Origin of the sequence: Anaerobacillus alkalilacustris (assembly GCF_001866005.1) — a bacterium.
In the GTDB taxonomy this organism is placed as follows: Bacteria; Bacillota; Bacilli; order Bacillales; family Anaerobacillaceae; genus Anaerobacillus; species Anaerobacillus alkalilacustris.
This window is the reverse complement of record NZ_MLQR01000050.1, coordinates 124404-150899: the sequence shown is the minus strand read 5'-3', so window position 1 is coordinate 150899 and position 26496 is coordinate 124404. Positions and strand designations below refer to the sequence as shown.

The window sequence follows — 26496 nt, the reverse complement described above, 5'->3', positions numbered from 1 at the left end:
AGAATTTAATGTAGATATATCGACTTTTCGTTTACCGTAACAAATGGGGCATTCTACTTTAAAATTGAAAAGAATAAAGCGAGATTCCTTTACTTTTCCAGTACCTTTACATTTATTGCAAACTACAACAATTGCCATATCGTCACCTCATTTGGGTTTGGTACAAGACTAAAAAAGAAAAGTGTTGCAATAGAAGATTAGTTATATATATCTACCACTATAACAATAATAACATATAACTCCAACTAAAGTTACTTATAACTATTCTATTGTAATATTATGTAACATGAAAAGTATAGAGTTAACCAGATATGAAAAAAAAGGAGAAATTTATTAACGGGTTCCGTTACCTATCGCAAACATTAAAAATGCTTTATTAATTGACCGTCAAATTTCATGCTAATTTGACGGTCAATTTTTGTTGATATAAAATGATTTCCTAATAAATTTATACAAATTATGTATCACAAAATGTTATCCCAATTGTCCATAGACACCAGCCAGTATATATTTACATTTCTATATACAATTTCATACACATTAATCCGAACATAAATTTACTAATAAAAAAGTTGTATAAAGCTGATGAAGGACAAAACCAGGCAGAAACGCATGCCGAGTGTCCTTCGTAAAGCCGATGAAGGACAAAACCAGGCAGAAACGCATGCCGAGTGTCCTTCGTAAAGCCGATGAAGGACAAAACCAGGCAGAAACGCATGCTAAGTGTCCATCATAAAGCTGATGAAGGACAAAACCAGGCAGAAACGCATGCTAAGTGTCCATCATAAAGCCGCTGAAGTGCAAAACCAGGTAGAAACGCATGCCGAGTGTCCATCATAAAGCCGCTGAAGGACAAAACCAGGCAGAAACGCATGCCGAGTGTCCTTCGTAAAGCCGCTGAAGGACAAAACCAGGCAGAAACGCATGCTAAGTGTCCATCATAAAGCCAATGAAGGACAAAATCAGGCAGAAATGCATGCCGAGTGTCCATCATAAAGCCGCTGAAGGACAAAACCAGGCAGAAACGCATGCCGAGGGTCCATCATAAAGCTGATGAAGGACAAAACCAGGCAGAAACGCATGCCGAGTGTCCATCATAAAGCTGATGAAGGCCAAAACCAGGCAGAAACGCATGCCGAGTGTCCATCATAAAGCTGATGAAGGACAAAATCAGGCAGAAACGCATGCCGAGTGTCCTTCGTAAAGCCGCTGAAGGACAAAACCAGGCAGAAACGCATGCCGAGGGTCCATCATAAAGCTGATGAAGGACAAAACCAGGCAGAAACGCATGCCGAGTGTCCATCATAAAGCCGATGAAGGACAAAACCAGGCAGAAACGCATGCCGAGGGTCCATCATAAAGCTGATGAAGGACAAAACCAGGCAGAAACGCATGCCGAGTGTCCTTCGTAAAGCCGCTGAAGTCCAAAATACTAATAGACGTAAAAGTACAATTATTTTTTAGATGTATGCACGAGGTTGCTTTCGATTTTCTTATAAATGGTCTGTTTTTTTAGAGTATTGTCTTTCGCCACGTTCAGTGTTCTTTCCTCTTTGAACATTTTTCATATGGAGTTTTGCATTATTGTCTTGTTTCTTTTTGTCGTCATCTTTTGTATGAGGCATATGTTAAAGCTCCTTTCACTTAAAGTCTATAGATATTTTTTCCTAACAAAAGGTATTTATGTGAGTGAATTTCATAATTAACAAAATCGAACCGCATAAAACTATAGGTTCAACGTACCTAGGGATAGTATTTTAGTGGTGAGAATAATGAATTGTGAAAATTAATTAATGATTGAGCCTTATATGAAAAATGGTATGTCTAAAAATAGGAAAGACTGTATAATAGGTTAGATATTGTAAAGTTTAGGGAGAAATATGAACAAGGAAAGGAGCTTTTTAATTTTGGAAGAAATAAAGAAAATAATCATATATTCAATTGGTTCAATTTTATTAGCTGTATCGTTAAACTTCTTTTTAATACCAGCAAATGTTTTTGCAAGTGGATTTACTGGTATAGCACAAATATTAGGGGCACTAACACCTTTATCAACGGGTATTTTTCTATTCTTACTAAACATACCAGTTGCTATTTTAGGTTGGTTAAAAATAGGAAAACGTTTTACTCTATATAGTTTTTTAAGTGTAGCTGTAACAACAATTTTCTTAGAGATTTTACCAATTGTCTCAATCTCTCAGGATATTTTGTTAAACTCGGTTTTCGGTGGAGTTATTATGGCTATTGGCGCTGGCCTTATTTTAAAATATGGTGCTTCCTCAGGTGGAGTTGATATTATAGCTTTAGTATTAGCAAGATATAGTGAACGTCCTCTAGGAACATATTTCTTTGTCATTAATGGAACGATTGTATTAACCGCGGGTCTACTTTTCGATTGGGAAAAAGCATTATATACGCTGGTAACACTATATGTTGGTTCGAGAATTATTGATGCTATCCACACCCGCCATGTGAAGCTAACTGCGTTAATTGTAACTAGTAAACCTGATGATTTACAAGCGGCGATTCATGAAAAGCTTACAAGAGGAATAACACGTATTCCAGCTAGAGGCGGGTATTCTAAAGAAGATAAAGAGATGCTTATGATCGTTATCACTAGATATGAACTATATCATCTGAAGAAAATTATTGCAGAGAAAGACGATAAAGCTTTTACTAATATTGTTGAAACAGCCGGAATCTATGGATTGTTTAGAAAAGAGAGTTAGGAGAATTTGCAGTCTAACTGTTTAAAATAACGGCATAAAAATAGATGTATCAAAGGTGGTGAAATTTTTGTTAAAGATCAGTAAATTCATCATTCTAATGAGTATTATTGTTATTGGTGGCTGTGGTACAAGTAATCAAACGAATGATAATCAAGGTGAGGAAGGAAAAAAGATGGTAAGTACTAATATGAGTGTGTATGAATTAAACAATAAGCTTATCTTTGAACTGTCATTAAGTAATAACACAGATGAACATAAACAATTACAATTTCCTTCTGGGCAACAATTTGAAATAACTGTAATTGATGAAAATGATAATATTGTTTATCGTTATAGTGAAGGAAAAATGTTTATTATGGCAATAGTGATGAAAGAACTACAACCTTCTGAGACACTAAATTGGTCAGAGGAATGGGATATGAAAGTAAATGGGGAAAGAATTTCAGCAGGAACTTACACTGCTATTGGTGAACTACAAATTATGGCGATTAATGAAGAAAGTGTTGAGCGAGAGCAATTTAAGGTCGAAAAGACAATTACTGTTGAATGAAGGTGGAGCATAGACTGCCCCACCTTTATTATTTACCAATTCCAATGGACGCTTTGACTCACAAAAGGAGTTCAGCATTATCGATTTGGTATATCTTTTTGTATTCGTTTTTTTACAGCTTCTAAAAATAAATTCCAATCATCACTAAGGTTTTCTTTGTTAGAAGTTTGAGTATTCTTCTTCGGTAATTCCTTTGACATATGCCAATATTGATGAAAGGGTTCAGGTAATTGATCTTTGGATGTCATTTTATACTCCTCTCATTACGATAGATTAGAACTGCGCAATTTAAGGAATTGTTCTAATTCACTTGTTGACAACTCAGATAGTTTATTTTCATTTGTATTTAGTATTTGATCAGACAGTTGTTGTTTTTTTTCTAACATTGTATGAATTTTTTCTTCCAATGTCCCTTTTGTAAGTAGTTTATGAACAGTAACGTCTTCGGTTTGACCAATTCTGTACGCTCTGTCAGTAGCTTGATTTTCTACAGCAGGATTCCACCATCGATCGTAATGGATGACGTGGGTAGCTGCAGTTAAATTAAGTCCTACTCCACCAGCCTTCAACGAAAGAATAAAAAATGGTGCATTCCCATTCATAAAGTCATGAATAAGCTCTTCACGCTTTTGTCTTTGTAAACTACCATGTAAAAATGGTAGCGTTGTTTGTAATTTTTCTTCTAGGCCGTTTTGAATGATTGAACCCATTTCTTTATATTGAGTAAAAATAAGCGCCTTTTCTTGGTTAGAAACAATGGTATCGGCTAAAAGCATTAGTTCTTCCCATTTTTCAGAACGATTTTCAAGACTGCCACCGTCTTTTAAATAGTGCGTCGGGTGATTACAAATTTGTTTTAGTTTTGTTAGGCTACTTAAAATTAATGCTCGGCGTTCCATTTCGGAAACAGAATCTATTTTCTCAAACAGATCATTAATTACTGCCTGATACAAACTAGCTTGTTCAACAGTTAATCCTACACGATGGATAATTTCTTTTTTACTAGGAAGCTGGATGTGAATATGCTTATCTTGTTTTGTTCTTCTAAGTAAAAATGGTGAGATCATTGATTGTAGTTCATTAAGCTTTTCTATATTTTGTTCACTTGCTTCAATTTCTTTAATGTATGTCTTTGAGAATTGTTGGTACGAACCAAGAAAATGATCATTTAATAAATCGATGATTGACCAAAGTTCTTTTAATCGATTTTCGATTGGAGTACCCGTTAAGGCAATTTTATGAACAGCATCAATTTGTTTAATACTTTTTCTTTGTTTCGTTTCAATATTCTTTACATGTTGCGCTTCATCTAATATAAGAGCTTCCCAATTTCTGGCCGTCCATAAAGACTCATCTCGAACAGATAAAGAATATGATGTAATAACAATATCAACATCAGTAAGCTCATCAATAGAGCGGTTTTGTCCATGATGAACATAGACGTTAAACGTTGGAGCGAATAAATGTAACTCGTGTTCCCAATTTCCGATCAATGATGTTGGGCAAATAAGAAGGAATGGTTCATTTAACTTTCCATTATTAGCTTCTTTTACGGCAAGTAAGTATGAGATCGTTTGTATCGTTTTCCCTAACCCCATATCATCAGCAAGACATGCGCCAAAACCAATTTTTCTCATATTTAATAACCAAGAATATCCATCATGCTGATATGGACGCAATGTACCGTTTAATTCTTTTGGTAAGGGGGCCTTTTCCCAAGTATGAACCATTAAATCCTGTAATAAAGATTCGATTTTCTTATTCCATTGAGCCTCCCATTTGATATTTTTTTCAATTTCATCTTGTAAATGAAGCTGATAAGCTTGCATATAAGTAAGTTTCTTTTTTTCTTTGTATAGTTTAATTTTTTCTTGAATTCTTTCCGCTGTATTTACATCCCAAAGTACCCATTTACCCCTTAGTTTCACAATCGGTTGTTTGTGATTTACGAGTTCATGAAATTCTTCTTCGGAAACAGTGACTCCACCAACGGATATAGAATAATCAAATTCAGCAATTGATTGCCAATTTAATAAAGGTTCAACATGACCTCTATATTCACTAATTTCTTTTTGTTTAAGGGTAACGAAGAAATCATCTTCTTTTTTATGCCACCAACTAGGAACAAGAACCGATATTCCGAGTTGATCTAATTCTATTTGATTATCTCTTAATAAATCATACGCTTCTCCAATTGATACCTTTATAGAAGGTTTTGTTAAAGAAAATTTTTCAAAGTCTATGATTAGGTTTTGGGTATTTTTAAGTGCTTCTTTAAAGAAAGTTATCGGATTTTCTCTCCATGGATGATTTCCAACAAGAAGCTCATTAACATCAATCATTAATGTTGGGTCTTTTCGATCTTGAATAAATAATGTTATTTGCCAATCATCCGTTCCTTTTTTCTCTTCAACCCGAACCCCAAGTTTGAACGGAGCCACTTCAACAGCACCAATACTCTCTAAAAAATGTTGATGTGCTTCAGAAGAGTGAGATATTGGTTTATCTTCTTGAAGGTCGCTAATGATAGCTTTTACATAGGATGACTGACTTTCTTGAAGTTTGTTAAAGGATTTTATTATTTCTTGATCATTCCTTATTAAATGACTGACGTAACTGTTGATAAATGAAAGAGAAAAGGCTTTTAAAGATGCTTTTTCTACTTCTTTATCAATGATAGAGTAATTTGTTGGTAGTAGTGCTAAAAGAGAAAATGGCGAACTATCTTCCCATTCCTTAAAAGGAAAATTAGGTATGCTCCACTCGCCATTTTGATTAGGTATTAAATTACCTTCAATTAGTTCATTTAACAGTGTTTTCATTAGCTGTTGCAGAAAAAGAAAATCATCAGCAAGTTGCCATTCATCTGTATTAATTAACTGCAAAAAGGCAGAAATATACAAATGAATATTGTGATTAGGAATTTCTAACCCATTTATTGGGAATTGGTGAGTTTCGTAAGTTAATGGTACGTGATAAACAGGAACACTGCCAGCTAAACTGTAAAATAAGCGATTGTTTAAAGGTACTTGAATATGACATTCTGCAGTTTCTAAAAAAGTCCCGTAAAATGATGGCTCGTGTTGACGAAATAAAGCTAACTTTAACTCAAAAGGAGAATAAAGAAACGGGTACTTAAATGGTTCTATGTCTACATATTTTTTATGTTTTTTTTGTTCTGCCCATATGAAAATACTATACCCTGATTTTTTTTTTAATAGTCCACCATGGACAATAATAGGGTTTGGATTATAACTATTTATCAATTTTATTCAGCTCCTGAATAAACGCACGGAACGTTTTAAATCGTTGTTTTAGTCCGTTTTTATATAAATCAAATGTGTGTGTGTTGTTCAGTTTTTCGTAAATAATTTTTAATTTTTTTATAAAGGCAGCCGCTTCTTCATAATGAACTCGAGATTTTTTTTGTACTAATCTTTCCACAAGTTGATGATAGAATGGTAACAGTAGCTGTGGTTGTTTTTTTATTATTACCTTTAACATTTTTTCGATTTCAGGAGAGATTACATTCACATCTTTTTTATGTGTTAATAATGAATGTATTCCTTCTTCAAAAAGCTCTTCTTCTGTCACAATATTATAATAAGTTGCTTCAGTTTGAGGACGATATAAATCAGCTTTTAGTTTAGGAATGATATATTTTAATATTTTTCGTTTTTCTAATGGATTGCTCTTCTTAATCCTCGATTTATATGAAACGAACTGTGGGTGTTCAAGCCAGTTTTTCCAAACAATCGTTAACTTTTCTTCTTCACTACCAGTTTCTATTAACATTTCTTCAAAGAGTTTTCCAAGCATCGTACCTTTTTTTGGTTTTTCGTGCGGAAAAAACAAATCAAACCAGTGTTTCATCATAACAAAATCTTTTTTTTGCTCCATTAATAAAAAATGGTCAACAAGTTCACTGCTATGTAGGTTAGATTTAAGTTGTTTCAGTAAAGTTAAAGAACTAGCGCCGTCATTCGCTTGTAAATATAATAAGCTAGCCAGTTTTGTTAAATAGAATTGGTTTTTTTTATGTTTAAGGCTTAATAATTGCTTTGCGTGATTAATTAATACAGTTTCTCTTTCCTCGCATAATAACCAAGTAGCAATTAGTTTTTCATATGGTGCTTCTATTTCTTTTTTATTTTTTTGGTCGAGAAGAAGTGATGTGTACCATTCATAAAAAGGCACGTTCGCTTCAATAACTTCTTGTTTTAGGAACGGATATCCTTGTTGAATTAGCTCATTAAAAAAAGCTAAAAAACGATTTTGGCGAAAACGATATGTATCGTAAGCAGTTGCTTTTTTTATTATTTCATCGATTAGTACTGTGAAACTAATAATTTTAAATTGAGATGCCATTTTTGCTTCAATTTGATCAAGCTCCTCGAAAAATTGTTTAACAATATATTCTAAGTGGTCATTACTGTAATGGCCACTTTTCGAAAGTAGTTGATATATTTTATCTACATATGGCTGTATGTCATCTATTAAGTGCTTTCTCACAATCTCAGGATGATCAATCTGTAGATATGTTGTAGATACTAATGAAAGAGATGCTGTTTCTTGAAGTATCTTTTCTAACTCTAATAAAACGGCAACCATATGCTTGCAATTTTTCTCATAAGGACAATTACAATGACTCTGTTTTAAATCATTTAAAGCAATTGTAACTTTATAAAAGGTAGTTCCTTGAACAGTTGCAGAGAAGCTATCGTTTAATAAATACGTGTCGGAAACATTTCCGTTGTAAAAATAACTTTTACCACGCTCTATAATACGACTTTGAAAATAATTTTCTAAAAAATATTCAATATTATTAAGTAATTGTTTTTTCTTCATAGGTCACCACTTGTTTATTTCGTTATCACTCTATTGTAATACGAAATGTTACTAGAAAACAAATTCAGATAAAAAATGAATATATTGTTAAGGTTGTTATCGCACTGACAACTACTACAATGAGATTTGCACCTAAAAGCGCGATGATAAGCGCTGTGATACCGCCAATGACCCCAAACCAGATATCTTCTTGAATGAACAGTATTCCAGGAAAAATAAGTGCGCCCAAGGCAGCGTATGGAACGTTTTGAAGTATAGCTTTGACCTTTGGGGGCATTTCTTTTCCGTTCATCGTAATAAGGGGTAGCACTCTTGGAATATATGTAACGATAGCCATTCCGAAAATAATAAGGAAAATGTTCATAGACATAATTTATCCACACTCCTGATTTTTACCTAATTCTTTATTTAAATAAGGTTGTTTTTTTGAATATATAACTTCAATGATTATTGATGAAAGTATTGTCGCGCATATAATGGCCCAACCACTCGGGATAACAAATGTAAATAGAGAATTAAATATTGCAGCAAAACTTGCGAGTGAAATTACTTTTCGATGTTTTTTTAATGACGGAGCCAATAACGCAATAAATAACGCATATAGCGCAATCGACATACTCTTTTGAAGCGTTTCTGGTAATGAAGTGCCAATGACATAACCGATTCCTGAATTAATCACCCAACTAGAATATGCAATAAATGCTACTCCGAAGATGTATGAACTTGATAATCGTCCTTCTTTTGTTGAAGTTACTGCAAATACTTCGTCAGTAATTCCAAAGGCATAAATTCCTTTAATGATTGGATGGTCTTTTTCTGCCTTATCATTAATAACAGTCGTCATCAATAAGTGACGTATATTTATAATAAAGGTTGTAAAAATAATCTCAAGTGCACCTGTTCCAATTGCAATCAAACTTAGTGACATATATTGAGCTGCCCCCGCAAATACAAAGGCACTCATTGCGAGTGTTTCGGTTATAGTCAATCCAGTTGTATTCGCAATAAAACCAAAAGTAAGTGCCACTGGCATATAACCGAGAGCAATACTTAACCCGGCAGTTAAACCTTTAGAAAAATCTAATCTTCGTTTTTTAATTGTAGGAAAAAGCAACATATTTATCTTAGTTCTCCTTTTCATGATAGTTAACTCATATTTTACCCCTCCATTACAAACTATGTAAATAAAATTAAATAATAGCTGAGTTGCATTTACGAAAACTTCCTAATACAAAAGAGGTGTTTACATTGAAAATTATTGATGATGTGTTTGAAATGTATAGGAATCATTTAACAGGTGACGAAGAAGACATTTTTGTCATCATTTATGGGATATTGGATGGCATGAAAACGAGTGATTTGGAAAAGGTTTTTTTAGAGTTAAATGAAGAAGAGAAGTTTGAAATGGTTGCTTTGTACTTATATGAAAAGCTCAGATTGAAAATGTCAGAAGAAGGTATTGGTCACATTGGAAATGATGATGATCAAGGAACGAACATATTACATTAAAAAAAGAATGTTGAATAGTTTAAAATATGAAATGGAGCCTTACGTCCCCAATATCAATCAAACATAATTCAACATTCTCAGTTAATTTATTTTATTTTTTCAAATTGAATGATTAGTTCTTGTTTTTCTTCATCGGATAACATTTGTTCAGCCATAGGAAATAGGATGTTTTCTTCTTTCATAAAATGATCTGTTAAAGTCATATATACAATTTTAAGGTGGTGAAATAAAGAGAAGGCCTCCTCTTTCGATACTTCCTTATTTTCTTCTTTTATTACGGAAACCTTATCCATAAATTCTTTTAAGTTTAACTTAGCTGTAGAATGTTCATATTCCATCACTGCAATTGGACCACCTTCACGTCCAATATATTTAACCATCATCTCAAAAAGGACATCCTCTTCTCGATTGGAATGAGGTTCTAGTTCAGTAATGAAAGAAGTAATTTTATCATGTAACTCATAAACGGATTTTGTCCAATTAGTTGTATCATCTTCTTCGTATGTTTCTATCATTTGATTAAATTCTGCCATTTTCGCTAGAAGTGAAGGGTGTTCATCAATTAATTGCTTTAATGGGGCTGAGTAATTAATTTCCTTTGGATCTCCAAATGCCCCAGAACAAGGTGTGTTAAAATTCATTCTTTTTCCTCCTATAATTTAGTAATTGTTTTTAGAGTACAGTATTTCGCCTTTTCTTATAAAATTAATCTTAACTAATAAAAATAAATTATGAGGTGACAATGGTCACAATTGTGAAAATATGAATGCCTTTCTTGTGTTTGGGGATTTTAAAAGAGAGGTGATAATATGAGTCATAAAGACGATAATTTAATTGAAATACTACAAACTTCTTTAGACCAAGAAGAAGAAATGATGCGAACTTATTTAATTGCTGCTGAACGAATTCATGAAAGCGAAGAATTAAAACTTCGCTTACGGGAATTCGCAGAAGGAAATGCTAAACGTTCACGTCAGTTGATGGATGAAATAAAGCGTATCGATCAAACTTAGTGGGTGTGTTTGTTTAAGGCTTGAATGGCTTTAGTGCCAACTCCTACAAACGTTTCTAGTATCGTTTGACCACCAGCGATTGCGAAAATAAATATGGCAGGGACAAATATAGAAGGATAAAGTAAATAACCTAATCCAAAGATGATCGCACTCCAAATACCTGTACACCAATAACAATTTAATAAGTAACCTAACATTGAATCAGGTACCTTTTTTGTTTTTTTGTGTCCCTCCTCATTGATTGTTTTTTCCTTTAAAAAGGGTTTACGTATAAATTCAGTAACCTTATCAAAAACGATTAAATGAGTAAACCGATAGCTAGCTAAAATGATCATAACAAATAACATCCAATTCAATTCAATTACCAATTGAAGGCCCTCCCTAAATTTGGATAGTGTCTCTACATGTTATTTACTTAAAATATGAATTTCATACAGGTTATGTGGAAGAAATTAGGGGTGCTAAGTAGCGAAAATAACTGGTAATAATACCTAGCTTAAATTTGTTACGTTCTATAGTATAATAAAAGAGGTTTTTCAATTTCTATCTTGAGATTTATTCGAGCCCTTTGAATAAATCTCTTTTTTTTTACAAGTTAAGAAGTATAAAATTTCTAACTTGGAAACTGTCTAGCGCAAGCAGCCTACGAGCTCGGTCACTTCAGTCAAGTTACTGACTTCAATGTCTCCTTGGATTTCTTCTTGAATATGCTCCATGCTACTTTGCTTCGAGGAAGCCTACTTCAAAGCTATGCTAGAAGACGCTAAAAGCACGTAGGAAGCCAAAGAGCGGCTTCTGTCAAAGGCCTTCCAGTGCCTTTCGCTCGTGACCAAGGCGCTTCCGCTTTTCTTGCAGTATCAGAATTTATAAGTTTCTAACTCGAAAACTGTCTAGCGCAAGCAGCCTACGAGCTCGGTCACTTCAGTCAAGCAACGGACTTCAATTACTGCTTGAGATCCTTCGTCGATTAGCTTCATGTAGCTTTGCTTCGAGGAAGCTTGCTACGAAGCTATGCTAGAAGACGCAGAAGCACGTAAACGAAAGAAGCCAAAGAGCGGCTTCTGTCAAAGGCCTTCCAGTGCCTTTCGCTCGTGACCAAGGCGCTTCCGCTTATCTTGCAGTATCAGAATTTATAAATTTCTAACTTGGAAACTGTCTAGCTCCAGGCGCCATCGACTCGATCACTTCAGACCTTCTCTTTCGGTCAAAAACCCGACCGCTACGAGCAGGTCTTCCAGTGTTTGTCGCCGATAGGCGGGCGCCTTGCGCTTTTCTTGTTATCAGAGTAATTATTTGCTTTGTGGTAGTAATAAGGAGACTATTGCTCGTAGTAATAAACGGGGATTTTTCGCAAAAAAACACCCGAATTGTTTAAAACAAGTTCGGGATTTAGCTTTTTTATAAGTCATTAAAGTAATTGTTCAATTTCTTTTTTACGTTTAGATAATAGTTTTAGCTTTCGTTTTTGTTCTTTAATTGCACAATTATCTAGAGCTTGAAGAGATTCGTGAAGTTCCATTAATGTGTAGTCAATTTCCAGGTTAAGGATATTAATAATCGTTTCTGGATCGAGATCATGATCAAAATCTCGATATTCAATAATTGCTCCATATTGGTTCATAACGATCTTTTCACCTCCATGAATTTCTGTAATGGACTGGATAACACCATCCTTGAAAAATGTAATATAATGTGGACCCTCGGTGTACGTTTTGATGAAACCACTACCTCGATACTCTTTCATAATCAATTCTAGAGCTTTTGCTACTAATTCTTCGCTCACCTTCAAACAGTCAACAGTGATAGTAAGTTTTGTGCCGTTTTTCTCAAAAGGGATTTCGTGTATTGAATGATTTGTATCTATAATTAAGTAAATAATATCATCGTTGTACCGCCAATAAAGGGAACATTTGTATTCCATCATCTTATTAATGAATTGCTGGAGCGATTGTTTGGATAATTCTACATGAAGATCATGGAATTCAGCTTCGAAAAAATGTGGAACCATCTGACCACTCCTAACTTTTGAAATTCAAAAGCTGTTTTTTATTATCGTATGAAGGGGACGGCGTGAAAAGAAGTAAAAATTGTGTATTTTAATAAGAGGAAATATATTTATTTTTATGTTTGTCCCCTCGAGATCAAATAAAAAAAGACAGCTAGAATATATATGCTTCTAGCTGTCTTTTTAAATGACTATAATGTTGAAATTTTTAGGAACAGAACGCATCTTACAGATGGCAGAATTTTTCAGGTCAGTTCAAGGAAAAACTTTCAGCAAAATAATCTAATCTGATTTAATAACCTAAATCGCAGGGTGGAGGTTTCCACGTATTAGTTGGTTAAGTTGTGATCATGCACCCATTATCCCTATAGTAGAGATTATTGGTACTCTGGTAAGTTATGCTCAAGGTTATCTATTTGATCCTGGAGTTCAGCGAGTTGGCGTTTTTCAGCAATTGTCGATTGGGCAAACGCTGAAGAAAGGTTATTTTTTGCCTTCGAAATTTCTTTTGTTGCCATTGCAATTTGTTCAGGAGTAGAGGCTGTTTGAACCATTTTTTGTGCATGCTCTACAGCTGTTCTAGCTTGTTGAAAAAGTTGGTTCCCCATTAGCATTCCCCTTTGTTTGTGTTATTTTCAACTTCATCCATTGTTTTAACATTACGTTCGCGCTCATTTGCTGGTTGAACATAGTCCTTACCTTGTTGCACAAAGCGTTTTGATTTAGATTTTTTACTCATTTTTGATCTCTCCTTAATATAAAAAGGTGCAAACTTATTTTTTTCTATTTTCATCAAAACTACACAGGTAGAATTATGAATTTTTTATGGGGGAATTGCATGTATGCGCTATCACTAATTTACCTATAAATAAGCAACTTCGAACCATAGTAGACCAAGGAGTAAGATTGGTGTCCGAAAGAGGAGTACATTTCCTCTATGGTAACCATAGTGGCCTGATAGGACCAAAAACAGTCACAAAAGCGTAAGAATGCAACTCAAAGGAGAAGAAATGAAATATAGTACATAAAAAAACGCTTGGGGATATTTTCCAAGCGTTTAAATTCTGAATATTTAACGACTACCTTCTTAAATACTCAAATATCCCTCTAAAAATTCAGCGATTCCATCTTCTTCATTTGTTAATGTTGTTGCATTAGCAAGAGTTTTTAATTCAGGAATAGCATTTTCCATTGCTACACCTACCCCAGCGTAATCAATCATTTCTAAATCGTTGTCTTCGTCCCCAAAGGCAATAATTCGTTCTTTAGGGATAGAATAATAGTTCGCAATTTTTTGTAAACCAACCGCTTTATTTAATCCGGCTTTAACGATTTCTATTACATTCCATGGAGCTCCCCAAACACGTTGATCGATGACTTCCGCATGAGCATCACGTAATAAATTTTTTAATTCTTTTACATGGTCGTCTTGTGGATGTATCAATATTGAAGTAGGATGATCAGTTAAGATATGGTGTAAATTCCCAAATTTTATAGGAGATTCACCCATTGTAAATGTTTCAATTAAAACTTGATCGTAATACCTTAAATAAAATTCATCGATAATTTCAACCATAATATTTTTAACCTGGAATGCTTCACAAGTTTCAATGATCATTTTAGCTGTATTGAGTTCAAGAGGGCTATGATAAAAACCAAAATCTTTTTGTAATGGATGATGAACAAATGCTCCATTAAAATTCACAATAGGAGTATTTAAGTCTAATTCCTCATAATACATATTACTAGCACGATAAGGTCTACCCGTTGCTATACAAACGATGTGACCAGCTTCACGAGCTTTTTGTATTGCGTGTTTATTTCGGTTAGATATGGTTTTTTTATCTGTTAATAACGTACCGTCTAAATCAATAGCAATCAAATGCTGTTTCATATGTCCTCCTAAAATAAAATATTATCGCATTATATTTCTATATATTACCTTCTTCAAAAATAATTGTCTAATTAGACTGAAAGATAATCAGCCAATGTGAAAAAGTTCATAGATTTGTCTAAGAATTATCTGATAAAATATAAAGAGAACTGTGAAAGGTGTGACCTAAAATGTTAACAGACAGAAAACCGATTAAGATACATGAAGCTATTGAAGCTGTTTTGGAGTTTGCGAAAGAAGGCGAAATAGAATACATACCAATTGAAGAGAGTGATAATCGCATATTAAAAGCATCTATAAAAGCTGATCATGATATCCCTCCTTTTGATCGTTCACCATTAGATGGATTTGCTGTTCGTGCTGAAGATACAGTTTCAGCTTCAAGTGCTAATCCAATTGAATTGGAAGTAATCGAAACTGTTGGTGCTGGTGGGTTATCAAACAGCATCCCTCAAAAAGGCCAAGCAATTAGAATAATGACAGGAGCAAAAATGCCAGAAGGTACTGATGCAATTGTTATGTTTGAATTAACAAAAGAAATTGAGAGAAACGGTAAAACATTTGTTTCAATAAGTAGAAAATTCAATCCTGGAGATAATATATCTTTTCAAGGAGAAGAAACGAGATCTGGTGATGTTTTAGTAGAAGCTGGTCGACAGGTTGAGCCAGGGGTAAAAGCCCTCTTGGCTACATTCGGGTATAGTAAAGTTCCAGTAGCAAAAAAACCAACGATCGGTGTGTACGCAACAGGAACAGAATTATTGGATGTTCACGAAGAACTTAAGCCGGGTAAAATACGTAATAGTAATTCATACATGATTAGCTCACAAATTAGTAAGGCTGGGGCAATACCAAAGTATTTTGGTAAATTAGTTGATGATTTTGATCGTTGTTTTGAAGCGGTAAAGAATGCACTTGAAGAAGTTGACGTGTTAATTACTACTGGTGGTGTCTCTGTTGGTGATTTTGATTATTTACCAGCTATATACGAAAAATTAGGGGCAAATGTGTTATTTAATAAGGTTGGAATGAGACCGGGAAGTGTTACCACGGTTGCTGAATATAATGGGAAACTTCTGTTTGGTTTGTCTGGTAATCCTTCTGCATGCTTTGTTGGATTTGAATTGTTTGTGCGACCGTGGGTTCAAATTTTCTTAGGGTCAAAGAAACCACACCTACAAATGGTTCATGGAGAACTAAAATCTGATTTTCCAAAAGCGAATCCATTTGTACGATTTATTCGTAGTAAAATGACGATCGAATCTGGGAAGGTCTTTGCTGAACCAGTTGGACTTGATAAATCTGGGGTAGTTACCTCGCTTGCGAATTCTGATGCGTTAGTAGTGCTGCCTGGTGGAACCCGTGGCTTTCAAAAAGGTGATACCGTTACAATCCTTCTTTTAAATGGTGAAGGTGGCACGGCAATTTTTAAAGAAAAACGTAGCTAAGGAGATTTTAATGAACCAACAAATCATTCAAGTAGCCGGGTTTAGTAACAGTGGGAAAACGACCCTAGTAGAAAAGCTCGTTCGTTTATTAACAAAAGAGGGGTATCGTGTTGGAACACTGAAGCACCACGGACATGGTGGTCAATTGACATCTACAGATTATGGAAAAGATTCATGGAAGCATAGTCAAGCTGGTAGCATTGCTTCTTGTGCAGTTAGTGCTGGGGATTTACAATTAACTATTAATAAAGAGCAACATTGGGAAGTGGATGAATTGCTTTCTATTTACTGCAAACTTCCGATAGATGTTATTGTTATTGAAGGGTTTAAAATGGCTCAGTATCCAAAAATAGTGATATTGAAAGAAGAAAAAGATGTTACATTATTATCTAAATTAAAAAATATATTCTGTGTCATTAGTTGGTTTCCTTTAGAAACTGACAAGAAAATGCAAGGAATTTCTTATTTCCAAATAGAAGAGGAAGGTCACTATACCAATTTCATATTACAGAAGGTGAAAGGGCAGGACAATGAGTGAAAAACTATTTTTAATTACAGAAGCGGAAATCTCAATTCAAGAAGTTGTCGATAAAGTTGTTCATCGTAATGCAGGCGCAATAAACACGTTTATTGGAACTGTTCGTGAACTTACAAAAGGAAAGAAAACGGTTTACCTAAAATATGATGCTTATACTAGTATGGCAGAAAAAAAGTTAGCACAGATCGGTAATGAAATTCAAGAAAGATGGCCTAATTCCTTAGTGGCAATTTCTCATCGAATTGGTCATCTGGATGTAACTGATATTGCTGTTGTCATCGCTGTTTCAACTCCACACAGGGCAGATTCTTATGAAGCTAGCCGTTACGCCATTGAAAGAATTAAAGAAATAGTACCAATTTGGAAAAAAGAGCATTGGGCAGATGGAGAAAAGTGGATGGGTGATCAATTAGAGAAAACACCGTATCCAGCAGGAAAGCCAGAGGAGGAACATTTGAATGATTAAAGTATTATTTTTTGCAGAATTAGAAGAAATAGTTGGAGCAAGAGAGTTAGTTATTGAAAAACCAGAAATGACAGTTAAAGATGTAAAGGAATATTTAAAAAGTCAATTTTCTAATTTGCCAGTCGATAGAGCCATGATCGCGGTTAATGAAGAATATGTAGAGGAAACTGACATAATTAAAGCAAATGATACTGTTGCCTTAATTCCACCGGTAAGTGGTGGTTGAAAAAAAGCTACCTTTGGGTAGCTTTTTTTGTACTAAGGTAAGAAAGCATAAAATTTTTGAAAGTTGGAAACTGTCTAGCGCAAGCGCCTACGAGCTCGGTCACTTCAGTCAAGCAACTGACTTCAATTACCTCTTGAAATCCTTCGTTGATTAGCTTCATGCAGCTTTGCTTCTGCGGTTACTCGTCGCAGCGCAAAAGTAAAATGGACTCATAAATAAAATTAAATAACAAGGACATGGATATTTTAAAACTTTAAGGCTCAGAGAGTAATTCACTAAGCCTTAAAGTTTTACATTTTTATACCTTATTAGTAATAGATATTAATATGTGAGAAAAATTATTTATTTGAAACACATGAATATTCATAAATTATTTGTATAGTCAATCAATTCGAACTATTAATGTTAATATAAGTATTGTTCGTCTTTTTTCTTTAAAAAGAATATTTATAAAATATAAAAATACAGTTGATTTTATTTTTATTCAATCTTATAATAAAAAACAACATTAAAAATGTGAGAAGATATAACCGCAGAAAATGAGGGAGAAACATGAAGGCAGCGATAATTGGAGCGACAGGATACGGAGGGGCTGAATTAGTTAGAATTCTGCACCAACATGACTACATAAAACAATATTCAGTCTATACGTCATCCCAAGTCGGAATGAAATTTAGTGAAAGCTATCCACAATTTAATCAAATCACTAATGAACAATTAAAAGAAATTGATATAGATAAGATTTCAGAAGAAGTAGATGTCGTTTTTATGGCGACTCCATCAGGGATATCTAATGAGCTAACACCAAAAATCTTTGAAAGAGGTCTAACGGTAATTGACCTTTCTGGTGATTTACGTTTTAAAGATCAAGATGTTTATGAAACATGGTACAAGAAAAAGGCTTCGCCTAAAGATGTACTACAAAAGGCAGTATATGGCTTAACGGAAATAAACCGTGAAATAGTAAAGGATGCGAAGTTAATTGCTAATCCTGGTTGTTATCCAACAGCTACAATTTTAGGACTGTATCCTTTATTAAAAAATGTAAAAGTCGACCTTGATTCTATTATTATCGATGCAAAGTCAGGGGTTTCAGGAGCAGGGCGGAAAGCGAGTTTAGCTACTAGTTATTGTGAAGTGAACGAAAATTTCCGTATTTATAAAGTGAATGAGCATCAACATATACCAGAAATAGAGCAAGCTCTTAAGACTGTTAATCCTGAACTAGGACCAATAAAGTTTAATACTCATCTTGTTCCGATGACAAGGGGAATTATGGCTACGATATATTGCAAACCATTAAATAAAATGACCGAAAAATCACTTCGAGATTTGTACCAAGACTTTTATCAAAACGATACATTTGTACGGGTTCGTGAGGAAGGGAATTATCCATCAACAAAAGAAGTTTATGGTTCAAATTATTGTGATATTGGAATTACGTATGATGAACGAACAGGCTGGGTGACCATTGTTTCGGTAATCGATAATTTGATGAAGGGTGCTGCGGGTCAGGCGGTTCAAAATTTAAATGTAATGCTAGGAATTGACGAGGGGACTGGGCTCTATGGTCCACCACTGTTTCCATAACGCATGCTAAATAAATAAGAGGTGAAGAAAAGGTGGATACAGCAACAAAACAATTATTAGTTACTCCTGTGGAGGGTGGTAGTATTACTACTCCCAAAGGGTTTCATACAGCGGGCATACACACGGGTGTAAAACGTTATAAATTAGATTTAGGGGTATTATATTGCGAGGTTCCAGCTAGTAGTGCTGCGGTTTATACGTTAAATAAAGTTCAAGCAGCTCCCATAAAGGTGACAAAAGAAAGTATTGCTAAGGAAGGTAAGTTACAAGCAGTGATTGTAAATAGTGGCAATGCAAATGCGTGTACCGGAACAAAAGGAATGGAAGATGCTTACACTATGCGCAAGACAACTGCAGAAGTATTTGAAATTCCAGAGCATTATGTGGCTGTATCATCTACAGGGGTAATCGGAGAATTTCTTCAAATGGACAAAATCGTTAATGGTATAAAGAAAATAAAAACATTAACACAAATGGATTTTGAATCTGCGGAACGTTTTAACGAAGCAATATTAACAACAGATACAATAAATAAAAGAGCTTGTTTTCAAACGACAATTGATGGTAAAACTGTTACGTTTGGGGGCGTTGCTAAAGGTTCTGGGATGATCCATCCGAATATGGCGACTATGTTAGCTTTTGTTACTACCGACGCAAATATTGAGCCAAACTGGTTACAAATGGCTTTGAGTGAAGTAATTGACGAAACCTTTAACCGTATTACTGTTGATGGTGATACGTCAACAAATGATACAGTTGTTACGTTAGCTAGTGGTATGGCAAATAACGACCAATTAACGAAAGATCACCCTGAATGGAATCAATTTGTCCTAGGTTTAAAAATGACATGCGAGCATTTAGCAAAAAAAATTGCACGTGATGGTGAAGGGGCTACAAAGCTAATAGAGGTTCAAGTTAAAGGTGCGTTAAATGATCAAGAAGCTGGGAAGGTAGCTAAGTCAATCGTCGGTTCAGATTTAGTAAAATCTGCAATATATGGAACAGACGCTAACTGGGGAAGAATTATTTGTGCAATTGGTTATAGTGAAGCAGAAATTAACCCAGATACGATTGATATAGCAATAGGAGAAATTGAAACTTTAAAAGATGGTATGCCAATTCCTTTTTCTGAAGAAGAGGCTACTCAATATTTATCAACGGAAAATATTGTTATCTATGTAGATTTGAAAATTGGTCATGGTTTCGGTAAAGCGTGGGGCTGTGATTTAACATATGATTACGTGAGAATTAATGCTGGTTATCGAACATAAAATTAGGAGGTCTAATCCATGAATGATGTAATGGTTGTAAAATGTGGTGGTAGCACGTTACAGGAGCTTTCGGATGAATTTTTCTCAAGTATGAAGCTCTTAAAGAATATGAATGTAACACCGATTATCGTTCACGGTGGTGGACCTGAAATAAATTCATTGCTACAAAAACTAGACGTGACAAGTGAGTTTGTGAATGGCTTACGTAAAACTACAGCAGAGGTACTTGAAGTTGCTGAAATGGTCTTAACTGGAAAAGTTAATAAGTTACTCGTAACAAAGCTACAACAAGCCGGCCTGATGAGTTTAGGAATTTCAGGGTGTGATGGGACGTTGCTTAAAGCAAGTGCCATAAATGAAACTGAACTAGGCTTTGTTGGTGAAGTGAAGCAAGTTAATGCAGGGTTGCTTTTTCAACTTCTTTCAATCAATGTCGTTCCAGTCATTGCTCCTATCGGTATGGATGACAATGGTACTCATTTTAATATAAATGCTGATACAGCTGCCGCGGCTATTGCTGAAAGTATCTCTGCTAAAAAAATGATTTTTGTTACAGATGTAGCTGGAATATTAAAAGACAATCAGCTTCAAAAGGTAGTTTCTGTTTCAGAAGTTGAGGAAATGATCAAGGACGGTACAATATACGGTGGAATGATCCCAAAAGTAAAAGGTGCAATAAAATGCTTACAGGGAAATATTGAGGAAGTATATATCATTAATGGAAAAAGTGGGAACTTAATGACTAATGGAGAATTAGTCGGTACTAAAATAGTTAAGACGAAAGAGCTTATTAACAATTAAGAATATTAATGGGAATGGTTTTTCAATATTACAAAGTATGATAATTAATCAGTCTAAAATTAAGTGGGGTGTGAGTGTGAGTTATTTATTTCCTACGTATAATAAATGGCCTATTAAAGTAAAAGAAGCTTTTGGTACATCACTAATTGATGACCAAGGAAAAAAGTATTTAGATTTTGTGGCTGGAATTGCTGTTTGTAATTTAGGTCACTGTCATCCTTATGTTAATGAAATGATGGTAAACCAATTAAATAAAGTAAGTCACGTTTCAAATTTATTTCATATAGAAGGCCAAGAAGAAGTGGCTAAAGCGTTAACGTCGAACTCAAGTGGTGATGCGGTATTTTTCTGTAATAGTGGTACTGAAGCTAATGAGGCTGCTATTAAATTAGTTAGAAAAGCTACTGGGAAAAAGAAAATTATTACATTTTATCAATCGTTCCATGGTCGTACGATGGGGAGCCTTTCAGCAACTGGCCAGGATAAAATACATCATGGATTTGGGCCTTTATTAGATGGTTTTTCTTATGTGTCATTTAACGACTCAGAAGCTTTAAATAAAGCAGTAAATGAGGATGTTGCAGCTATTATGCTTGAAGTTATTCAAGGAGAAGGTGGCGTCCATGGTGCAAGCGCTGAGTTTATAGAAACCATTAATCAATTAAAAGAAAAGTACAATTTATTAGTTGTTGTTGATGAAGTACAAACGGGAATAGGTAGAACAGGTAAAGCATTTGGTTATCAACATTACAATCTATCTCCTGATATTATAACTGTCGCAAAGGGTCTTGGTAACGGTTTTCCGGTCGGAGGGTTAATCGGTAAAGCAAAATTAATTGAAGCTTTTGGACCAGGAAGTCATGGTTCAACGTTTGGTGGTAACCCACTAGCAATGGCAGCAGCTAATGCTACTCTACAAACAATTTTCCAAGATTCGTTCTTAAAAGATGTGGAAGAGAAAAGTAACTACTTTATTTCCAAATTAGCTGAAGTCCTTAAAGACTCAGAGGTTGTTAAAGAAATAAGAGGAAAAGGTTTCATTCTTGGAATAGAGTGTAACCAAGATGTAAGTTCTTTCATAGTAGGATTAAGAGATAAAGGATTATTAGTATTAAATGCTGGGCCTAACGTATTAAGACTTTTACCACCGTTAACAGTTACGTATGAGGAACTTGACATAGCAATAAGTTTAATTTCAAACACGTTAAACGTAAAACTAGTTGAAAGTAAATAGTTATCTGAAACCGTTAAATTTTTTTTTAAGGTTGAGTGAATAAAAATACGGTTTATATAATGAATATTCGTTCGTTGGATGTTTAGAGAGGGGGAAGTAAAGTGAAGGGATATATAGTTTTATCAACAGGTGAAACTTTTGAAGGTGAGCTTTTAGGAAATGTAGAACAGGTTTATGGTGAAGTAGTTTTTTTCACTGGGATGACAGGGTATGAGGAGGTCATAACTGATCCTTCCTTTAAAGGTCAAATGGTTGTTTTCACCTATCCCCTAATTGGGAATTACGGAATTAATGGAATAGATCAGGAAAGTGTTGGGCCGCAAGCATCTGCTCTAATTATGCAAGGATGTAGAAGTCAAGGTTATCATTATGAAGCGATCGATTCGTTAAAAGAATATGCTGAGAAACACTCATTACCCATATTGGTGGGAGTTGATACTAGAGCGGTTGTAAAAAGAATTAGAGAATTAGGTGATATGGGGGCTATTATCACTACTAACCTGGATAGTGTTGATTTTTCATCAAAACAGACAATTGGTACGAGAGATCTAGTTCAAGAGGTTTCTACAACTACAATTGAAAGTTTTGGCGATGGAGACCATCATGTTGTGATGGTTGATTTCGGTTATAAAAAATCAATTGTTACATCACTTATGAAATTAGGTTGTAAAGTAACGGTTGTTCCTTATAATACAGATGAATTGACGATTGCTAATTTAGGTCCTGATGGAATTCTTTTTTCAAATGGACCGGGTAATCCTAAGAAATTACTTCATTTAACAGGTCAGATTAAGCGTTTAGCTACTACTTATCCAACAATGGGGATTTGTTTAGGGCACCAACTTTTAGCACTTGCATTTGGTGGTGACACTGAGAAGCTACGCTTTGGTCATCGAGGAGCAAATCAACCAGTTCAAGACTTGCTAACAAAAAAAGTGTATATTACTTCTCAAAACCATAGTTATGTTGTTACTGATAGTAGTTTAAAGGAAACGGGTTTTACCCCTCGTTACGTTAATATAAATGATAGATCAATTGAAGGTATGTCTCATAGCAAATATCCAATCACATCAGTACAATTTCATCCGGAGGCACACCCAGGACCATCGGATTCAGAAGAGATATTTTTACATTTTCTAACGGACATGAGTAGTAAGAGGAGAGAAAAAGTGTATGCCTAAGCGTCAAGATATAAAGAAAATATTAGTTATTGGCTCAGGTCCAATCGTGATTGGGCAGGCTGCTGAATTTGATTATGCAGGAACCCAAGCATGTCTTGCTTTAAAAGAAGAGGGATGCAAGGTAATTCTTATAAATAATAACCCTGCAACAGTAATGACAGATAAAGCATGCGCAGATGTCGTTTACTTTGAGCCATTAACGGTAGAAAGTGTTGAAAAAATTATTCAAAAGGAACGTCCTGATGGCATTTTAGCTACACTTGGTGGGCAAACAGGATTAAATTTAGCATTATCACTTCATAAAGAAGGGGTATTAGAAAAGTATGGTGTTCCATTATTAGGTACTCCAATTGAGTCAATCATGAAGGGTGAAGATCGAGAAGAGTTCCGTGCTTTAATGCACCAATTAGAAGAGCCTGTACCTGAAAGTGAAATTGTAGAAACCATTGAAGGAGCACTACAGTTTGCAAACCAAGTAGGTTATCCAATCATCGTTCGTCCTGCCTATACATTAGGTGGTGCTGGCGGTGGAATTGTGAATGATGAGCACTCGTTAAAAAAGGTAGTTAAAGGTGGGTTGAGTGCTAGCCCAATTAACCAATGTTTAATTGAAAAAAGTATTGCTGGTTTCAAAGAAGTAGAATACGAAGTCATGAGAGATGCTAATGACACGTGTATTACAGTTTGTAATATGGAAAATATTGATCCAGTTGGTATTCATACTGGTGATTCGATCGTTGTTGCACCTTCTCAAACATTAACAGATGTAGAATATCAAATGCTTCGTTCGGTTTCTGTGAAAATCATTCGTGCATTAGGAATAGTGGGTGGGTGTAATATTCAATTTGCCCTTGATCCTTATAGCAAAAATTATTATTTAATCGAAGTAAATCCAAGGGTTAGTAGATCTAGTGCCTTAGCATCTAAAGCTACAGGATATCCAATTGCACGAATTGCGGCTAAATTAAGTATTGGATATCATTTGCATGAACTATTAAATCCAGTTACCGGACACACATATGCCAGTTTTGAACCTGCTCTAGATTATTGTGTTGTAAAATTTCCACGTTGGCCATTTGATAAGTTTCCACAGGCTGATCGTAAGCTAGGTACACAAATGAAAGCGACTGGAGAAGTAATGGCGATTGAAAGAAATTTAGAGTCAGCTTTTCAAAAAGCCATTCGTTCTCTAGATATAAAAGGAATTTCGGGATTAGAAATGGAAAGTGTTAAGAAGTTTACAGATGAACAGTTATGGAAAAGTGTTAAAAAAGCAGATGATCTCCGCTTCTTTGCAATTTTAGAATTAATGCGAAGAGGAGTAGTTGAAGAAGACATTCACGAAGTAACTCAAATTAATTATTTTTATTTGAGAAGCTGGAAATTCTTAATTTCTATGGAACAAAAGGCGAAACAGCTTTCTTATGAAACAGTTTCTAAAGAAGATTTAGAACAACTCAAGATTAGCGGTTTTTCTGATAAATGGCTTGCTGCTACTTGGAATGTTGCTTTAAGTGACATAAGAAAAAAGCGTGATGAATTTAATATTCATCCTTCGTATAAAATGGTTGATACTTGTGCTGGTGAATTTGTTGCGAAAACAGCTTATTATTACTCTAGTTGGTCAGGAGAGCAAGATGTAGAAACTGCATCAACAAAGAAAAAGATCATCATCATTGGTTCAGGGCCAATTCGTATTGGGCAAGGGATTGAGTTTGACTATGTTTCTGTTCACGGTGTATTAGCACTAAAACAAGAAGGTTATGAAGCTATCCTTATTAATAATAATCCGGAGACAGTGAGTACAGATTATGAAATTGCAGATCGATTATATTTTGAACCATTAACAACAGAAGATGTTTTAAATATCATTGAACTAGAAAAAGCAGACGGTGTAATCGTTCAGTTAGGCGGTCAAACGGCTATTTCTTTAGTTAAGGAATTAGAAGATGCGGGTGTTCCTTTACTTGGAACCAATCATGAAACGATTGATAAATTAGAAGATCGAGACTTATTTTATCAATTCATGAAAGAAGTTCAAGTCCCACACATTCCTGGTGTAACAGCTCTTAATGAAGTAGATTTAATAACGAAAGCTGATGAAATAGGTTACCCAGTATTAATTAGACCATCTTATGTTATCGGTGGTCAAGGAATGATGGTTTTCCAAAGTCGTGAGGAAATGGTCGATTACGTAAATGATGAATTTACAAATGTATATTTTCCAATTTTACTTGACGCTTATTACCCTGGAGTAGAAGTAGAAGTGGATGCATTAACTGATGGGGAAGACATTGTGATACCTGGTATGTTTGAGCATATTGAAAAAGCAGGTGTTCATTCAGGTGACAGTATTTCCGTGATACCACCATTGAACCTTGCAGAAAATCACAAAGAAACAATTGTAGAATATACGAAACGTATTGCAAATGGCATGGAATTTAAAGGAGTCTTTAATATACAATTTGTACTTTATAAAGAAGAAATTTACGTTCTAGAAGTAAATCCAAGGGCTTCAAGAACAGTTCCGATACTTAGTAAAGTGACTGGAATGAATATGATCGACGTAACAACTAAGCTTTTAATGGGGCGCAAATTAAAAGATCTTGTAGCTACTTTAGGATATCAAGAGGAACCACCATATTATACAGTGAAAGCCCCAGTATTTTCGCACTCTAAACTTCCGGACCTTGATCCGAAGTTAGAAGCAGAGATGAAGTCTACAGGTGAACTTATCTCGATTAGTGATAATATTGATGAGGCATTTAGAAAAGCTTTTGTTTGGGGTGAGAGAGATATTCCTCAAATCTTTAAGAAAAAGGGAAGTATTTATTGTGAAGTGAGTGAAGCAGAAAAAGGACAATTTTTGTCGCTAAAACAACAATTAGAAGAAAGAGATTATGTAGTTTTACAAAAAGACGATGTTTCCTTCCAAAGTTGGTTAAATGATGAAAATAGTGTGTGTTTTTTAAGTGTTAATGTTAATGATCAGGATGCTAAATGGAGAAGAAAGGAAGCATTAAAAAATCGTTTGCCAGTTGTAACTGAAATCTCTACTTTCACTTGTATCGTAAACTGCTTAAACACCAATGACTATTCGGTTTCTTCAATAAATCAATGGTTGGAAATGTATGAGAGTAAAAAAAGTGAAAGAAAACAAAAAATTAAAAACTAATTACTAAAGGATGTGGAT

At 34.7% G+C, this 26496-nt stretch carries 27 protein-coding genes; 14 read left to right on the top strand and 13 right to left on the bottom strand.

Features of this window, described 5'->3' with window-relative positions:
- Positions 1–1493 precede the first annotated feature (1493 nt).
- A complete protein-coding gene (locus BKP37_RS19820; protein WP_139193179.1) occupies positions 1494–1625 on the bottom strand; it encodes a DUF3941 domain-containing protein in 132 nt (43 codons plus the stop codon).
- 255 nt (positions 1626–1880) lie between these two features.
- Here BKP37_RS19820 and BKP37_RS18300 point away from each other — a divergent pair, with 255 nt between their 5' ends.
- The gene (locus tag BKP37_RS18300; RefSeq protein WP_071311065.1) at positions 1881–2729 is read left to right on the top strand and encodes a YitT family protein; all 849 of its coding nucleotides are present in this window, start codon (positions 1881–1883) and stop codon (positions 2727–2729) included.
- A gap of 67 nt (positions 2730–2796) precedes the next feature.
- On the top strand, positions 2797–3279 hold the full coding sequence (locus BKP37_RS18295; protein ID WP_071311064.1) for a BsuPI-related putative proteinase inhibitor: 483 nt from the start codon (positions 2797–2799) through the stop codon (positions 3277–3279).
- A gap of 77 nt (positions 3280–3356) precedes the next feature.
- On the opposite strand, the gene BKP37_RS20260 is transcribed toward BKP37_RS18295, so the two are convergent.
- From BKP37_RS20260 to BKP37_RS18275, 5 genes are all read right to left on the bottom strand, one after another.
- A complete protein-coding gene (locus BKP37_RS20260) occupies positions 3357–3527 on the bottom strand; it encodes a hypothetical protein (RefSeq protein WP_169823191.1) in 171 nt (56 codons plus the stop codon).
- A gap of 15 nt (positions 3528–3542) precedes the next feature.
- A complete protein-coding gene (locus BKP37_RS18290; protein ID WP_084034879.1) occupies positions 3543–6545 on the bottom strand; it encodes a DEAD/DEAH box helicase in 3003 nt (1000 codons plus the stop codon).
- A complete protein-coding gene (locus tag BKP37_RS18285; RefSeq protein WP_071311063.1) occupies positions 6535–8127 on the bottom strand; it encodes an SWIM zinc finger family protein in 1593 nt (530 codons plus the stop codon). Before BKP37_RS18285 ends, BKP37_RS18290 begins: the two co-directional genes overlap by 11 nt.
- A gap of 64 nt (positions 8128–8191) precedes the next feature.
- Positions 8192–8497: an AzlD domain-containing protein gene (locus tag BKP37_RS18280; protein ID WP_071311062.1), complete on the bottom strand. Its 306-nt coding sequence runs from the start codon at positions 8495–8497 to the stop codon at positions 8192–8194.
- Between the two features lie 3 nt (positions 8498–8500).
- Positions 8501–9244: an AzlC family ABC transporter permease gene (locus BKP37_RS18275; RefSeq protein WP_071311061.1), complete on the bottom strand. Its 744-nt coding sequence runs from the start codon at positions 9242–9244 to the stop codon at positions 8501–8503.
- A gap of 131 nt (positions 9245–9375) precedes the next feature.
- On the opposite strand from BKP37_RS18275, the gene BKP37_RS18270 reads away from it, so the two are divergent.
- Complete coding sequence (locus BKP37_RS18270) at positions 9376–9636, top strand: DUF6154 family protein (RefSeq protein WP_071311060.1); 261 nt, start codon at positions 9376–9378, stop codon at positions 9634–9636.
- 86 nt (positions 9637–9722) lie between these two features.
- Here the strand turns inward: BKP37_RS18270 and BKP37_RS18265 are convergent, their stop codons facing one another.
- On the bottom strand, positions 9723–10277 hold the full coding sequence (locus BKP37_RS18265; protein WP_071311059.1) for a hemerythrin domain-containing protein: 555 nt from the start codon (positions 10275–10277) through the stop codon (positions 9723–9725).
- Between the two features lie 168 nt (positions 10278–10445).
- Between BKP37_RS18265 and BKP37_RS18260 the strand changes: the two genes are divergently transcribed.
- A complete protein-coding gene (locus tag BKP37_RS18260) occupies positions 10446–10649 on the top strand; it encodes a hypothetical protein (protein WP_071311058.1) in 204 nt (67 codons plus the stop codon).
- Here BKP37_RS18260 and BKP37_RS18255 read toward each other — a convergent pair.
- From BKP37_RS18255 to BKP37_RS18240, 5 genes are all read right to left on the bottom strand, one after another.
- A complete protein-coding gene (locus BKP37_RS18255; protein ID WP_211271469.1) occupies positions 10646–10996 on the bottom strand; it encodes a DUF1360 domain-containing protein in 351 nt (116 codons plus the stop codon). The two genes, BKP37_RS18260 and BKP37_RS18255, sit on opposite strands and share 4 nt — an antisense overlap.
- Positions 10997–12057: 1061 nt before the next feature.
- Complete coding sequence (locus BKP37_RS18250; protein WP_071311056.1) at positions 12058–12657, bottom strand: hypothetical protein; 600 nt, start codon at positions 12655–12657, stop codon at positions 12058–12060.
- Positions 12658–13031: 374 nt separating this feature from the next.
- Complete coding sequence (locus BKP37_RS18245; RefSeq protein WP_071311055.1) at positions 13032–13262, bottom strand: DUF3813 domain-containing protein; 231 nt, start codon at positions 13260–13262, stop codon at positions 13032–13034.
- Complete coding sequence (locus tag BKP37_RS20825; RefSeq protein ID WP_281243098.1) at positions 13262–13393, bottom strand: hypothetical protein; 132 nt, start codon at positions 13391–13393, stop codon at positions 13262–13264. Before BKP37_RS20825 ends, BKP37_RS18245 begins: the two co-directional genes overlap by 1 nt.
- Before the next feature lie 348 nt (positions 13394–13741).
- Positions 13742–14548 (bottom strand): Cof-type HAD-IIB family hydrolase, encoded by an 807-nt coding sequence (locus tag BKP37_RS18240; protein WP_071311054.1) that lies wholly within the window; start codon positions 14546–14548, stop codon positions 13742–13744.
- A gap of 170 nt (positions 14549–14718) precedes the next feature.
- Between BKP37_RS18240 and BKP37_RS18235 the strand changes: the two genes are divergently transcribed.
- The 4 genes from BKP37_RS18235 to moaD are packed head-to-tail and all read left to right on the top strand — an operon-like array spanning position 14719 to position 17226.
- Positions 14719–15996: a molybdopterin molybdotransferase MoeA gene (locus BKP37_RS18235; protein ID WP_071311053.1), complete on the top strand. Its 1278-nt coding sequence runs from the start codon at positions 14719–14721 to the stop codon at positions 15994–15996.
- A gap of 10 nt (positions 15997–16006) precedes the next feature.
- Positions 16007–16534: a molybdopterin-guanine dinucleotide biosynthesis protein B gene (gene mobB / locus BKP37_RS18230; RefSeq protein WP_071311052.1), complete on the top strand. Its 528-nt coding sequence runs from the start codon at positions 16007–16009 to the stop codon at positions 16532–16534.
- Positions 16527–17000 (top strand): molybdenum cofactor biosynthesis protein MoaE, encoded by a 474-nt coding sequence (locus BKP37_RS18225; protein ID WP_071311051.1) that lies wholly within the window; start codon positions 16527–16529, stop codon positions 16998–17000. Before mobB ends, BKP37_RS18225 begins: the two co-directional genes overlap by 8 nt.
- Positions 16993–17226: a molybdopterin converting factor subunit 1 gene (gene moaD, locus BKP37_RS18220; protein ID WP_071311050.1), complete on the top strand. Its 234-nt coding sequence runs from the start codon at positions 16993–16995 to the stop codon at positions 17224–17226. Before BKP37_RS18225 ends, moaD begins: the two co-directional genes overlap by 8 nt.
- A 7-nt stretch (positions 17227–17233) precedes the next feature.
- Here moaD and BKP37_RS20255 read toward each other — a convergent pair whose 3' ends face one another.
- A complete protein-coding gene (locus BKP37_RS20255) occupies positions 17234–17386 on the bottom strand; it encodes a hypothetical protein (protein ID WP_169823190.1) in 153 nt (50 codons plus the stop codon).
- Positions 17387–17778: 392 nt separating this feature from the next.
- Between BKP37_RS20255 and argC the strand changes: the two genes are divergently transcribed.
- The 6 genes from argC to BKP37_RS18190 all read left to right on the top strand — a co-directional run bounded on the left by argC (position 17779) and on the right by BKP37_RS18190 (position 26478).
- The gene (gene argC / locus BKP37_RS18215) at positions 17779–18816 is read left to right on the top strand and encodes an N-acetyl-gamma-glutamyl-phosphate reductase (protein WP_071311049.1); all 1038 of its coding nucleotides are present in this window, start codon (positions 17779–17781) and stop codon (positions 18814–18816) included.
- A 32-nt stretch (positions 18817–18848) separates the two neighbouring features.
- Positions 18849–20087, top strand: a complete 1239-nt coding sequence (gene argJ / locus BKP37_RS18210; RefSeq protein ID WP_071311048.1) for a bifunctional ornithine acetyltransferase/N-acetylglutamate synthase — start codon at positions 18849–18851, stop codon at positions 20085–20087.
- Between the two features lie 18 nt (positions 20088–20105).
- Positions 20106–20888 carry an acetylglutamate kinase gene (gene argB, locus BKP37_RS18205; protein WP_071311047.1) on the top strand — a complete coding sequence of 261 codons (783 nt, stop codon included), beginning with the start codon at positions 20106–20108 and terminating at the stop codon, positions 20886–20888.
- Between the two features lie 76 nt (positions 20889–20964).
- Positions 20965–22122 carry an acetylornithine transaminase gene (locus BKP37_RS18200; RefSeq protein ID WP_071311046.1) on the top strand — a complete coding sequence of 386 codons (1158 nt, stop codon included), beginning with the start codon at positions 20965–20967 and terminating at the stop codon, positions 22120–22122.
- Between the two features lie 101 nt (positions 22123–22223).
- Entirely contained in the window at positions 22224–23303 is a 1080-nt protein-coding gene (locus tag BKP37_RS18195) for a carbamoyl phosphate synthase small subunit (protein WP_071311045.1), read from the top strand.
- On the top strand, positions 23296–26478 hold the full coding sequence (locus BKP37_RS18190) for a carbamoyl-phosphate synthase (glutamine-hydrolyzing) large subunit (RefSeq protein WP_071311044.1): 3183 nt from the start codon (positions 23296–23298) through the stop codon (positions 26476–26478). Before BKP37_RS18195 ends, BKP37_RS18190 begins: the two co-directional genes overlap by 8 nt.
- Positions 26479–26496: the final 18 nt, after the last annotated feature.

What these genes read in the sequence shown, in the direction of transcription:
- BKP37_RS19820 (WP_139193179.1), bottom strand. Translation starts at nt 1,625, where the DNA reads ATGCCTCATACAAAAGATGACGACAAAAAGAAACAAGACAATAATGCA.
- BKP37_RS18300 (WP_071311065.1), top strand. Translation starts at nt 1,881, where the DNA reads ATGAACAAGGAAAGGAGCTTTTTAATTTTGGAAGAAATAAAGAAAATA.
- BKP37_RS20260 (WP_169823191.1), bottom strand. Translation starts at nt 3,527, where the DNA reads ATGACATCCAAAGATCAATTACCTGAACCCTTTCATCAATATTGGCAT.
- BKP37_RS18285 (WP_071311063.1), bottom strand. Translation starts at nt 8,127, where the DNA reads ATGAAGAAAAAACAATTACTTAATAATATTGAATATTTTTTAGAAAAT.
- BKP37_RS18280 (WP_071311062.1), bottom strand. Translation starts at nt 8,497, where the DNA reads ATGTCTATGAACATTTTCCTTATTATTTTCGGAATGGCTATCGTTACA.
- BKP37_RS18275 (WP_071311061.1), bottom strand. Translation starts at nt 9,244, where the DNA reads ATGTTGCTTTTTCCTACAATTAAAAAACGAAGATTAGATTTTTCTAAA.
- BKP37_RS18265 (WP_071311059.1), bottom strand. Translation starts at nt 10,277, where the DNA reads ATGAATTTTAACACACCTTGTTCTGGGGCATTTGGAGATCCAAAGGAA.
- BKP37_RS18260 (WP_071311058.1), top strand. Translation starts at nt 10,446, where the DNA reads ATGAGTCATAAAGACGATAATTTAATTGAAATACTACAAACTTCTTTA.
- BKP37_RS18255 (WP_211271469.1), bottom strand. Translation starts at nt 10,996, where the DNA reads ATGTTATTTGTTATGATCATTTTAGCTAGCTATCGGTTTACTCATTTA.
- BKP37_RS18250 (WP_071311056.1), bottom strand. Translation starts at nt 12,657, where the DNA reads ATGGTTCCACATTTTTTCGAAGCTGAATTCCATGATCTTCATGTAGAA.
- BKP37_RS18245 (WP_071311055.1), bottom strand. Translation starts at nt 13,262, where the DNA reads ATGGGGAACCAACTTTTTCAACAAGCTAGAACAGCTGTAGAGCATGCA.
- BKP37_RS20825 (WP_281243098.1), bottom strand. Translation starts at nt 13,393, where the DNA reads ATGAGTAAAAAATCTAAATCAAAACGCTTTGTGCAACAAGGTAAGGAC.
- BKP37_RS18240 (WP_071311054.1), bottom strand. Translation starts at nt 14,548, where the DNA reads ATGAAACAGCATTTGATTGCTATTGATTTAGACGGTACGTTATTAACA.
- BKP37_RS18235 (WP_071311053.1), top strand. Translation starts at nt 14,719, where the DNA reads ATGTTAACAGACAGAAAACCGATTAAGATACATGAAGCTATTGAAGCT.
- mobB (WP_071311052.1), top strand. Translation starts at nt 16,007, where the DNA reads ATGAACCAACAAATCATTCAAGTAGCCGGGTTTAGTAACAGTGGGAAA.
- BKP37_RS18225 (WP_071311051.1), top strand. Translation starts at nt 16,527, where the DNA reads ATGAGTGAAAAACTATTTTTAATTACAGAAGCGGAAATCTCAATTCAA.
- moaD (WP_071311050.1), top strand. Translation starts at nt 16,993, where the DNA reads ATGATTAAAGTATTATTTTTTGCAGAATTAGAAGAAATAGTTGGAGCA.
- BKP37_RS20255 (WP_169823190.1), bottom strand. Translation starts at nt 17,386, where the DNA reads ATGAAGCTAATCAACGAAGGATTTCAAGAGGTAATTGAAGTCAGTTGC.
- argC (WP_071311049.1), top strand. Translation starts at nt 17,779, where the DNA reads ATGAAGGCAGCGATAATTGGAGCGACAGGATACGGAGGGGCTGAATTA.
- argB (WP_071311047.1), top strand. Translation starts at nt 20,106, where the DNA reads ATGAATGATGTAATGGTTGTAAAATGTGGTGGTAGCACGTTACAGGAG.
- BKP37_RS18190 (WP_071311044.1), top strand. Translation starts at nt 23,296, where the DNA reads ATGCCTAAGCGTCAAGATATAAAGAAAATATTAGTTATTGGCTCAGGT.